Below are 10,738 nucleotides of genomic sequence, written 5' to 3' on the forward strand. Positions count from 1 at the left end.
AAGATGTGTATAAGAGCCAGGTCCTGCTGATCGCCAACGCGATCAACCACAACGACCTGGACACCGGCGTCGGCGTACGCCTCGTCGACGCCGGTGTCCAGGTCGTTGTGGTTGATCGCGTTGGCGATCAGCAGGACCGTGCCGTCCCAGTGGTCGAGGACCGCGAGGTCGGAGGTGAGCAGCATGGTCAGTTCGGGCACGCTTGTCGGATCACTGCCGTCCCGCTCGCCGGGGCCGATCTTCTCCAGGCGGCGCACGATGTCGTAGCCGAGGTAGCCGACCATGCCGCCGGTGAAGGGCGGCAGGCCCAGGTCGTGGGCGAGGTCGCGGGGGGTGTGCAGGGCCTCGACGGTGGCGCGCAGGGCGGCGAGCGGGTCGCCCTCGGCGGGGACGCCGACCGGCGGGGTGCCGAGCCAGTGGGCCTGGCCGTCGCGCTCGGTGAGGGTGGCGGCGCTGCGGACGCCGACGAAGGAGTAGCGGGACCAGGTGTACGCGGTGCGGCCGTTCTCGGCGGACTCCAGCAGGAAGGTGCCGGGGCGCTCGGCGGCGAGCTTGCGGTAGAGCGCGACGGGGGTGTCGCCGTCGGCGAGGAGCTTGCGGGTGACCGGGATGACGCGGCGGTCGCCGGCCAGCTTGCGGAACGTCTCGAGGTCCATGGCGGCCGACCCTACTGACCCTCGGCCCGTGCGCCGGAACCGGCGCCCTGCACGTCCGCGAGCAGGACGTCGGTGTCGAAGCAGGTGCGGTCGCCGGTGTGGCAGGCGGCTCCCACCTGGTCGACCTTGACCAGCACGGTGTCGGCGTCGCAGTCGAGGGCGACGGACTTGACGTACTGCACGTGCCCGGAGGTGTCGCCCTTGACCCAGTACTCCCGGCGGCTGCGCGACCAGTAGGTGCAGCGGCCGGTGGTCAGCGTGCGGTGCAGCGCCTCGTCGTCCATCCAGCCGAGCATCAGCACCTCGCCGGTGTCGTACTGCTGGGCGATCGCGGGCAGGAGCCCGTCGGCGCTGCGCTTGAGGCGTGCCGCGATCTCGGGGTCGAGGCTGCTGGCGGGGGGTGTGCCGGGCGTGCTGGTCATGGGTGCCATTGTGCCGCGCGGAACCGGCGGCGGGTCCGCGTCGTCCACTGTGCGGACTCGGTGCGTAGCCGTAGGCTGACCTTATGTCGACCTTTGCCAAGCGTGAACGGCTTCTGCTCGCCGACCTCTTGGAGACCGCCGGTCCGGATGCGCCCACCCTCTGCGAGGGCTGGCACGCCCGTGACCTCGCCGCGCACGTGGTGGTGCGCGAGCGGCGCCCCGACGCGGCCGGGGGCGCGCTGATCAAGCCGCTGGCCCCCCGTCTGCAGAAGGTGATGGAGGAGTACGCCGCGAAGCCGTACGAGGAACTGATCCATCTGATCCGTACCGGCCCGCCGCGCTTCTCCCCCTTCCAGCTCAAGCAGATCGACGAGGTGGCCAACACCGTCGAGTTCTACGTCCACTCGGAGGACGTGCGCCGCGCCCAGCCCGACTGGTCGCCGCGCGAGCTCGACCCGGTCTTCCAGGAGACCCTGTGGTCCCGCCTGGAGCGCACCGCCCGGCTGCTGGGCCGGGGCATCCCGACGGGCCTGGTCCTGCGCCGCCCCAACGGGGAGACGGCCGTCGCCCACCGGGGCACGCCGGTGGTGACGGTGACGGGCGAGCCGTCGGAGCTGCTGCTGTTCGCGTTCGGCCGGCAGAGCGCCGCCCGCGTCGAGGTGGAGGGCGACAAGGACGCGATCGCGAAGCTGTCGGAGACCAAGCAGCTGGGTCTCTGACCCGTCACCCGCGGAACCCCGCCGCCCGCGAAACGGTGGTCAGTGGGGCAGTTCGACGCGCCGCAGGTCGCGGGCGGCCAGGGTGACGACGCCGCCCAGCCCGCACACCACCGCGCTGACGGCGAACACCGGGCCGGTCCCCCAGACCCCGATCGCCGCGGCGGACAGCGGCATGCTCAGCGGCGTGAGACCCAGGCTGACCAGACCGGACACGGCGGTGACCCGCCCGAGGCAGGCCGGGTCGGCCTGGGTCTGCAGCAGTGCCCCGCACAGGGCGCCGCTGAGGCCGGTGAGGAGGCCGATCAGCACGGCCACCCCGGTGGCGGCGACGACGCTCGGGGCGTGAGCGAGGGCGCCGATGGCCACGGAGCCGGCGATGATCGCGCACCCGGCCACGTGTCCGGCGTACGGCAGCCGTCCGCGCACGGTCAGCAGCAGCGAGGCCGCGCCCGCCCCGGTGCCGAATCCGGCCAGCGCCCAGCCCATGCCGGAGGCGCCCCAGCCGCGTTCGTCGGCCAGCAGGGCCAGGCCGACGTTGAGCGGGCCGACGAAGCCGAGGTCGCCGAGGGCGATGGCCAGCATCAGCGGGGCGAGGACGCGGTGGCGGCGGATGTGGCGCAGGCCGTCCACCAGGTCCCGCCAGGCGGTGGAGCCACCGGCGTCCGCGGTGTCGTCCCGCGGCAGTTCCCGGATCCGTACGGAGACCAGCAGCGGCACGGACACGGCGATCAGCAGTCCGGCGAGCCCGAACGCCGCCGCCGCGCCCCCGAGCGCGACCCCGAGACCGCCGAGCGGCGCGCCGACGACGCTCGCGAACCGGATCGCCAGCCCCCGCATGCCCTGTACGCGCGCGAGCTGCCCGCGGCTCGTCACGCGCACGGGGAGGGCGCCCACGGCCGGCATGAACACGGCGTCGACGGTGCCGAAGGCGAGGGCGAGCACGGCCAGCGGCCACAGCCCGGGGCCGGTCGCCCAGAGCAGCGCCGCCACCGCGAGTACGGCCGCGCACCGCACGACGTCGCTGCCGATGACGACCCTGCGCGGCCCGAACCGGTCGGCGACCACTCCCCCGCCCAGCATGAGCAGGGCCCTGGGCAGCGCGCTGACCGCCATGACGACCCCGGCCTGCGCGGGCGACCCCGCCCGGACCGCCGCCCAGGACAGGGCGATGTAGTAGATGTTGTCGCCGAGCATCGAGGCCGTGTAGGCGGCGAGCCAGCGCAGGACGTTGCCGTCGCGGTGGGCCGGGCGTTCGGACGCGGGCGCGTCGGCGGAGGTATCGGCGGACACGCCGTCGGATCTGGGGGGCACGGTGGTCAACGGACCGGGTGCCCCGCCTCCCGCAGTGTCTCCTTGACCTGCCCGATGCGCAGGTCCCCGAAGTGGAACACCGAGGCCGCCAGGATCGCGTCCGCGCCCGCGGCGACGGCGGGCGGGAAGTCGGCGAGCCTGCCGGCGCCGCCCGAGGCGATCACCGGGACCGTGACGTGCTTGCGGACGGCGGCGATCATCTCCAGGTCGTAGCCGTCCTTGGTGCCGTCGGCGTCCATGGAGTTGAGCAGGATCTCGCCCGCGCCCAGCTCGGCCGCCCGGTGGGCCCACTCGACCGCGTCGATGCCGGTGCCGCGGCGGCCGCCGTGGGTGGTCACCTCGAAGCTCCCGGAGGGGGTCCGGCGGGCGTCCACCGACAGGACCAGCACCTGGCGGCCGAAGCGCTCGGCGATCTCCCGGATCAGGTCGGGGCGGGCGATCGCGGCCGTGTTGACGCCCACCTTGTCCGCACCCGCCCGCAGCAGCCGGTCCACGTCCTCGGCCGTACGGACGCCGCCGCCGACCGTCAGCGGGATGAACACCTGCTCGGCGGTGCGGCGCACCACGTCGTACGTCGTCTCCCGGTTGCCCGAGGACGCGGTGATGTCCAGGAACGTCAGCTCGTCGGCGCCCTCGGCGTCGTACACCTTGGCCATCTCGACGGGGTCGCCCGCGTCCCGCAGGTTCTGGAAGTTGACGCCCTTGACGACCCGGCCGTTGTCCACGTCCAGGCAGGGGATGACTCGGACCGCCAGGGTCATGAATCCACGGCTCCTCTGTATGCCTCTACTTCGACTTCGACCAGGATGCGCGGGTCCACGAAGCCTTCGACCACCAGCAGGGTCGAGGCCGGACGCACCAGGTCGAACAGTTCCTTGTGGGCCCGGCCCGCCTCGTCCACGTCCCGCTGGTGGGTCAGATACATCCGGGTCCGGAGCACCGACTCCGGGCCGAGCCCGAACCGGGCGATCGCCTCCAGCGCGCTGGTGAACGCCACCTTCGCCTGCTCGTAGGGATCGCCCTCCCCGTACAGCACGTGTCCCTTGAAGGACGTCGTGCCGGCCACCAGGACACGGTCGCCCGCCGCGACGGCGCGCGCGAAACCGAAGGTCTCCTCCCAAGGGCTTCCGCTCTGCACGCGCCGCACGGCATCGGACGTCATCGCGACACTGCCTCCAGGGCCTCTTCCAAAGTGAACGCCTTCGCGTAGAGGGCCTTCCCGACGATGGCGCCCTCGACACCGAGCGGCACGAGGTCGGCGATCGCACGGAGGTCGTCGAGCGAGGAGACGCCGCCGGAGGCCACCACCGGGCGGTCCGTCGCCGCGCACACGTTCCTCAGCAGCTCCAGGTTGGGGCCCTGCAGCGTGCCGTCCTTGGCGATGTCGGTGACGACGTAGCGCGCGCAGCCCTCCTTGTCGAGACGCTCCAGCGTCTCGTACAGGTCGCCGCCGTCGCGGGTCCAGCCGCGGCCGCGCAGGGTGGTGCCGCGTACGTCCAGGCCGACCGCGATCTTGTCGCCGTGCTCGGCGATGACCTTGGCGACCCACTCGGGGGTCTCCAGCGCGGCCGTGCCCAGGTTCACGCGCGTGCAGCCGGTGGCCAGGGCGGCGGCGAGAGTGTCGTCGTCGCGGATGCCGCCGGACAGCTCGACCTTGATGTCCATCGCCTTCGCGACCTCGGCGATCAGCTCGCGGTTGTCGCCGGTGCCGAACGCGGCGTCGAGGTCGACCAGGTGCAGCCACTCGGCGCCCGAGCGCTGCCAGGTCAGGGCGGCCTCGAGGGGAGAGCCGTAGGAGGTCTCGGTCCCGGACTCGCCGTGCACGAGGCGGACGGCCTGGCCGTCGCGGACGTCGACGGCGGGGAGGAGTTCGAGCTTCGAAGCCATCAGAGGGTTCCGATCCAGTTGTTCAGCAGCTGCGCTCCGGCGTCGCCGGACTTCTCGGGGTGGAACTGCGTGGCCCACAGGGCGTCGTTCTCCACGGCGGCCACGAAGGGCTTGCCGTGGGTGGCCCAGGTGACCTTGGGGGCGCGCAGCACCGGGTTGTTCGCCTCCAGCCGCCAGTCGTGGACGGCGTAGGAGTGCACGAAGTAGAAGCGGGCGTCCGCGTCCAGGCCGGCGAACAGCTCCGAGCCGGTCGGCGCCTCGACGGTGTTCCAGCCCATGTGGGGCACGACGTCCGCCTGGAGCGGCTCGACCGTGCCGGGCCACTCGTCCAGGCCCTCGGCCTCCACCCCGTGCTCGATGCCGCGCGCGAAGAGGATCTGCATGCCGACGCAGATGCCCATCACCGGGCGCCCGCCGGCCAGCCGGCGCTCGATGACCCAGTCGCCGCGCGCCTCCTTCAGGCCCCGCATGCAGGCGGCGAAGGCGCCCACGCCCGGCACCAGCAGGCCGTCGGCGTTCATCGCACTGTCGTAGTCGCGGGTGATCTCGACCTCGGCCCCGGCGCGCGCGAGGGCCCGCTCGGCCGAGCGCACGTTGCCGAAGCCGTAGTCGAAGACGACGACCTTCCTGGCCGTGCCGGAAACGCTCAATTCCACACCTCCAGCCGCATCACGCCCGCGACGAGGCACAGCGCCGCGCCGAGGGACAGCAGCACGATGAGGCTCTTGGGCATCTGCTGCTTGACGAAGGAGACGATGCCGCCGACCAGGAAGAGGCCGACGACGATCAGCAGGGTCGACAGACCGGTCACAGCGCGCCCTTCGTGGACGGGATGATGCCCGCCGCGCGCGGGTCCCGCTCGGACGCGTACCGCAGGGCCCGCGCCAGCGCCTTGAACTGGCACTCCACGATGTGGTGCGCGTTGCGCCCGTAGGGCACGTGCACGTGCAGCGCGATCTGGGCCTGGGCGACGAAGGACTCCAGGATGTGCCGGGTCATCGTGGTGTCGTACTCGCCGATCATCGGCGCCATCTTCTCGGGCTCGGTGTGCACGAGGTAGGGGCGGCCGGACAGGTCGACGGTGACCTGGGCGAGGGACTCGTCCAGCGGGACCGTGCAGTTGCCGAAGCGGTAGATGCCCGTCTTGTCGCCGAGGGCCTGCTTGAAGGCGGCGCCGAGCGCGAGGGCGGTGTCCTCGATGGTGTGGTGGGAGTCGATGTGCAGGTCGCCGTCGGTCTTCACGGTCAGGTCGAACAGACCGTGCCGGCCGATCTGGTCGAGCATGTGGTCGTAGAAGCCGACTCCGGTGGCGATGTCGGTCCTGCCGGTGCCGTCGAGGTCGATCTCGACGAGGACAGAGGTCTCCTTGGTGGTGCGCTCCACGCGCCCGACGCGGCTCATCCGCTCTGCTCCTGTTCCTTCTTCAGTTCACGAACCGCGTCGAGGAACGCGTCGTTCTCCTCCGGCGTCCCGGCGGTGACCCGCAGCCACCCCGGTACGCCGTTGTCACGGACCAGGACGCCCCGGTCCAGGATCCTCTGCCAGGCGGTGTGGGAGTCCTCGAACCGCCCGAACTGGATGAAGTTGGCGTCCGACGCCGTCACCTCGTAGCCGGTCGCGCGCAGTTCGGCGACCAGCCGGTCCCGCTCGGACTTCAGCTGCTCGACGTAACCGAGCAGGGTGTCGGTGTGTTCCAGGGCGGCCAGTGCCGTCGCCTGCGTGATCGCCGACAGGTGGTACGGCAGCCGGACCAGCTGTACGGCGTCCACGACCGCCGGGTGCGCGGCGAGGTAGCCCAGGCGCAGGCCGGCGGCACCGAACGCCTTGGACATGGTGCGGGAGACGACGAGGTTCGGCCGGCCGTCCAGCAGCGGCAGCAGCGAGGCGCCGTGGCTGAACTCGACGTACGCCTCGTCCACGATCACCATGGACGGCCTGGCCGCCTGCGCGGCCTCGTACAGCGCGAGGACGGTCTCGCGCGGGACCGCGTTGCCGGTGGGATTGTTGGGGGTGGTGACGAAGACGACGTCCGGGCGGTGCTCGGCGATCGCCTTCTCGGCGGCGGCGAGGTCGATCGTGAAGTCCTCGCCGCGCGGCCCGGAGATCCAGCCCGTGCCCGTGGAGCGCGCGATGAGCGCGTGCATGGAGTACGACGGCTCGAAGCCGATCGCGGTGCGGCCCGGCCCGCCGAAGGTCTGCAGCAGCTGCTGGATGACCTCGTTGGAGCCGTTGGCCGCCCAGACGTTGTCGACGCCGACCGGGTGGCCGCCCGTCCGCGTCAGGTACTTGGCGAGTTCGGTGCGCAGCTCGACCGCGTCCCGGTCCGGGTAGCGGTTGAGGCCGCGGGCCGCCTCGCGCACCCGCTCGGCGATCCGCTCGACCAGCGGCTCGGGCAGCGGGTAGGGGTTCTCGTTCGTGTTCAGCCGTACCGGGACGTCCAGCTGGGGCGCGCCGTAGGGGGACTTGCCGCGCAGCTCGTCCCGGACGGGGAGATCGTCGATTCCGAAGCTCACTTGCTCGTCGGTACCTTCCACCCGAACCTCGCCTTGATCGCCGCGCCGTGCGCGGGCAGGTCCTCCGCCTCGGCCAGCGTCACCACGTGGTGGGCGACCTCGGCGAGGGCGTCCTCGGTGTAGTCCACGATGTGGATGCCGCGCAGGAAGGACTGCACGGACAGGCCCGAGGAGTGGCAGGCGCAGCCGCCGGTCGGCAGGACGTGGTTGGATCCGGCCGCGTAGTCGCCGAGGGAGACCGGCGCCCAGGGGCCGATGAAGATCGCGCCGGCGTTGCGCACCCGGTCGGCGACCGCGGCGGCGTCGGCGGTCTGGATCTCCAGGTGCTCGGCGCCGTAGGCGTCGACCACGCGCAGGCCCTCGTCCAGGCCGTCGACCAGGACGATCGCGGACTGCCTGCCGGACAGCGCCGGGCGGATCCGGTCCTCGACGTGCTTGGTCGCCGCGACCTGCGGCTGAAGCTCCTTCTCGACCGCGTCCGCGAGTTCCACGGAGTCGGTGACCAGGACGGCGGCGGCCAGCGGGTCGTGCTCGGCCTGGCTGATCAGGTCGGAGGCGACGTGCACCGGGTCGGCCGTGGCGTCGGCGAGGATCGCGATCTCGGTCGGTCCGGCCTCGGCGTCGATACCGATCCTGCCGGTGAAGTGGCGCTTGGCGGCGGCGACCCAGATGTTGCCGGGGCCGGTGACCATGTTGGCGGGCGGGCAGGACTCGGTGCCGTACGCGAACATCGCGACGGCCTGGGCGCCACCGGCCGCGTACACCTCGTCGACGCCGAGCAGGGCGCAGGCGGCGAGGATCGTCGGGTGCGGCAGGCCGTCGAACTCGGCCTGCGGCGGGGAGGCGAGCGCGATCGACTCGACGCCGGCCTCCTGGGCGGGCACGGCGTTCATGACCACGGAGGACGGGTAGACCGACCGGCCGCCGGGCGCGTACAGCCCGACGCGCTCGACCGGCACCCACTTCTCGGTCACCGAGCCGCCGGGCACGACCTGGGTGGTGTGCGTGGTGCGGCGCTGCTCACGGTGGACGAGCCGGGCGCGCCGGATGGACTCCTCCAGGGCGGCGCGCACGGCGGGGTCGAGCCGCTCCAGCGCGTCCTTGAGTGCCCGGGCCGGGACCCGCACCGATTCCAGCCGTACGCCGTCGAACTTCTCGGCGAAGTCGATCAGTGCCGCGTCGCCCCGATGATGCACGGCCTCGCAGATCGGACGCACCTTCTCCAGGGCGGCCGATACGTCGAAGTCGGCCCGGGGCAGCAGGTCGCGCAGGGCGGGGCCCTCGGGAAGGGCGTCGCCGCGCAGATCGATTCGGGAGATCACGGTTTCAATTCTCTCAGACGGCGCACGAGCCCCGTCCGTCCGTATCAGTGGCTGATACGGAACCCCGCGGCTTCCGGACTCCAGCCTCTCACGGCCCCGCGGAAAAGGTTCGTCACTGTTCGCGTTCAGTCCGTCACTCAGCGGGCATGACCCGTTGTACGCATCGCAGAACCCACGAGTAGCCGGGGAAGGAGGGAAGGCCGTGACCGAGGGGACCGGCATCCGCGCCGGGGGCCCGCCCGGGGACCTGACCACCGTCGAGGCGGGAATGTGGCAGGCCTTCCGCAACGGGAGCGTGTACGACCTGCGCAGCGGGGACGCCGCGGTCGACGACCCGCACGGCGGCCTGCCGTGGGGGCCCGAGCGGACCGTACGCGCGCGTGTCGTCTGCTGGCTGCTGCTGGACGGTCCGCCCGCGCTCGCCGGGCGCGTGTCGTCCCTGAAACTGACCGGCCTGCTGATCGCGGGCCCCCTGGACCTCGCCGGGGGCACGGTGGTGCCGTACGTGGAGATGAAGGGCTGCCGGTTCGAGCAGCAGGTCCTCCTGCCGGAGGCCCGCTTCACGACCGTACGGCTGGTGGACTGCTCGGTGCCGCGGCTGGAGGCGGCCCGTGTGCACACCGAGGGCGACCTGCACCTGCCGCGCTGCCGGTTCCCCGGCGGAATACGGCTCACCGACGCGCAGATCGGCACGGACCTGCTGCTCAACCAGGCGGTCGTGCACCAGGACCGCGCCGGCCGCTCGATCGCCGCCGACGGCATGACGGTCGGCCAGGACCTCCAGGCGGAGCTCCTGCAGGCGCACGGCGAGTTCAGTCTGCGCAGCGCGAAGATCGGCGTCTCGCTGAGCCTGCGCGGGGCGCGGCTGGCGGGCGCACCGGCGCGGTTCGCGCTGAACGCGCCCCAGCTGACCGTCGAGCGCACCCTGTACCTCACCCCGGCGGGCCTGGGCGGCACGCCGAGCGGCGTGACCCCCGCGCGCGGGACGCGGATCCAGCCCTTCGAGTGCCGGGGCGGGGTGCGCCTGGACGACGGGCGGTTCGGGGACGCGGTCGACCTGGAGCGGGCCCGGTTCTCCTTCACCGACGAGCAGGAGCTGTCGCTGCGCCGGGTGCAGACGCCCGAGCTGCGTTTCCTCGGGGAGAATCCGACGCGCGGCAAGGTGGTGCTGTCCGGGGCGCGGATCGTCACCCTCGTCGACCGGGCGAGCAGCTGGCCCGGCCCGGGCCGCCTGCACATGAGCGGCTTCGTCTACGAGAACCTGGTGCCGCGGGGCCCGTTCCCGCTGACCGAGCGCCTGGACTGGCTGACGGCGGCGACCGCCGAGTACCACCCGGAGCCGTACGAGCGGCTGGCCGCCGTGCTGCGGGAGGCGGGCGAGGACGAGGACGCGCGCGAGGTGTTGCTCGCCAAGCAGCGCCGCCGCCGCGAGACCCTGCCGCTCGCCGCCAAGCTCGTGGGCTACGTCCAGGACTGGGCGGTGGCCTACGGGTACCGTCCGGGCCGGGCCGCGGTGTGGATGGCCGTGCTGTGGGCGGCCGGCTCGCTCGCGTTCGCGCACGCCGGCCGCCCGGACGGCGACCCGGGCGAGCAACCCCCGTGGAACCCCGCCCTCTTCGCCCTGGACCTGCTCCTGCCGGTCGTCGACCTCGGCCAGGCGGGCCGGTGGCGACTGAGCGGCGGCTGGCAGTGGCTCGCCGCGGCCCTGATCCTCCTCGGCTGGACCCTGGCCACCACGGTGGCGGCGGGGGCCACCCGGCTGCTGCGGCGCAGCTAGGACCCCGGTTTCCCAGCAGGCACCTTTTGCCTTCTCTTGACCGGCCGCCGTACAACTTTCCCCGGCTTGCCCCCACCCTCTGGCGTGCCGCGACCTGCGGTCTTTCAATGGTCGACACCATGGCTCTGCTC

Annotated in this window: 12 protein-coding genes and 1 pseudogene; 2 read left to right on the forward strand and 11 right to left on the reverse strand. The window is 72.6% G+C overall.

Features of this window, described 5'->3' with window-relative positions; translation table 11 throughout:
* Together C1I97_RS22445 and hisI are read right to left on the reverse strand one after the other, a co-directional pair.
* A pseudogene (locus C1I97_RS22445) lies at nucleotides 1–656 on the reverse strand (anthranilate synthase component I); the annotation flags it as partial.
* An 11-nt stretch (nucleotides 657–667) separates the two neighbouring features.
* On the reverse strand, nucleotides 668–1,078 hold the full coding sequence (gene hisI, locus C1I97_RS22450) for a phosphoribosyl-AMP cyclohydrolase (protein ID WP_111005001.1): 411 nt from the start codon (nucleotides 1,076–1,078) through the stop codon (nucleotides 668–670).
* Between the two features lie 83 nt (nucleotides 1,079–1,161).
* Here hisI and C1I97_RS22455 point away from each other — a divergent pair, with 83 nt between their 5' ends.
* Entirely contained in the window at nucleotides 1,162–1,797 is a 636-nt protein-coding gene (locus C1I97_RS22455) for a TIGR03085 family metal-binding protein (RefSeq protein WP_111005002.1), read from the forward strand.
* A 39-nt stretch (nucleotides 1,798–1,836) separates the two neighbouring features.
* Here C1I97_RS22455 and C1I97_RS22460 read toward each other — a convergent pair whose 3' ends face one another.
* The 9 genes from C1I97_RS22460 to hisD are packed head-to-tail and all read right to left on the reverse strand — an operon-like array spanning nucleotide 1,837 to nucleotide 8,830.
* On the reverse strand, nucleotides 1,837–3,108 hold the full coding sequence (locus tag C1I97_RS22460; protein WP_441349140.1) for an MFS transporter: 1,272 nt from the start codon (nucleotides 3,106–3,108) through the stop codon (nucleotides 1,837–1,839).
* Nucleotides 3,109–3,113: 5 nt separating this feature from the next.
* Nucleotides 3,114–3,869 (reverse strand): imidazole glycerol phosphate synthase subunit HisF, encoded by a 756-nt coding sequence (gene hisF, locus C1I97_RS22465; RefSeq protein ID WP_111005003.1) that lies wholly within the window; start codon nucleotides 3,867–3,869, stop codon nucleotides 3,114–3,116.
* Entirely contained in the window at nucleotides 3,866–4,270 is a 405-nt protein-coding gene (locus C1I97_RS22470; RefSeq protein ID WP_111005004.1) for a RidA family protein, read from the reverse strand. The genes hisF and C1I97_RS22470 overlap by 4 nt, the downstream gene beginning before the upstream one ends.
* Entirely contained in the window at nucleotides 4,267–4,995 is a 729-nt protein-coding gene (priA, locus tag C1I97_RS22475; protein WP_111005005.1) for a bifunctional 1-(5-phosphoribosyl)-5-((5-phosphoribosylamino)methylideneamino)imidazole-4-carboxamide isomerase/phosphoribosylanthranilate isomerase PriA, read from the reverse strand. The genes C1I97_RS22470 and priA overlap by 4 nt, the downstream gene beginning before the upstream one ends.
* A complete protein-coding gene (gene hisH / locus C1I97_RS22480) occupies nucleotides 4,995–5,651 on the reverse strand; it encodes an imidazole glycerol phosphate synthase subunit HisH (RefSeq protein WP_111005006.1) in 657 nt (218 codons plus the stop codon). Before hisH ends, priA begins: the two co-directional genes overlap by 1 nt.
* Nucleotides 5,642–5,806: a hypothetical protein gene (locus tag C1I97_RS40075; protein ID WP_181446859.1), complete on the reverse strand. Its 165-nt coding sequence runs from the start codon at nucleotides 5,804–5,806 to the stop codon at nucleotides 5,642–5,644. The genes hisH and C1I97_RS40075 overlap by 10 nt, the downstream gene beginning before the upstream one ends.
* Nucleotides 5,803–6,396: an imidazoleglycerol-phosphate dehydratase HisB gene (hisB, locus tag C1I97_RS22485; RefSeq protein ID WP_111005007.1), complete on the reverse strand. Its 594-nt coding sequence runs from the start codon at nucleotides 6,394–6,396 to the stop codon at nucleotides 5,803–5,805. The genes C1I97_RS40075 and hisB overlap by 4 nt, the downstream gene beginning before the upstream one ends.
* Nucleotides 6,393–7,508 (reverse strand): histidinol-phosphate transaminase, encoded by a 1,116-nt coding sequence (locus tag C1I97_RS22490; protein ID WP_111005008.1) that lies wholly within the window; start codon nucleotides 7,506–7,508, stop codon nucleotides 6,393–6,395. The genes hisB and C1I97_RS22490 overlap by 4 nt, the downstream gene beginning before the upstream one ends.
* Nucleotides 7,505–8,830, reverse strand: a complete 1,326-nt coding sequence (gene hisD / locus C1I97_RS22495) for a histidinol dehydrogenase (RefSeq protein ID WP_111005009.1) — start codon at nucleotides 8,828–8,830, stop codon at nucleotides 7,505–7,507. Before hisD ends, C1I97_RS22490 begins: the two co-directional genes overlap by 4 nt.
* Before the next feature lie 202 nt (nucleotides 8,831–9,032).
* Between hisD and C1I97_RS22500 the strand changes: the two genes are divergently transcribed.
* Nucleotides 9,033–10,607 (forward strand): oxidoreductase, encoded by a 1,575-nt coding sequence (locus C1I97_RS22500; RefSeq protein ID WP_111005010.1) that lies wholly within the window; start codon nucleotides 9,033–9,035, stop codon nucleotides 10,605–10,607.
* Nucleotides 10,608–10,738 lie beyond the last annotated feature (131 nt).

Origin of the sequence: Streptomyces sp. NTH33, from assembly GCF_003236365.1 — a bacterium.
In the GTDB taxonomy this organism is placed as follows: domain Bacteria; phylum Actinomycetota; class Actinomycetes; order Streptomycetales; family Streptomycetaceae; genus Streptomyces.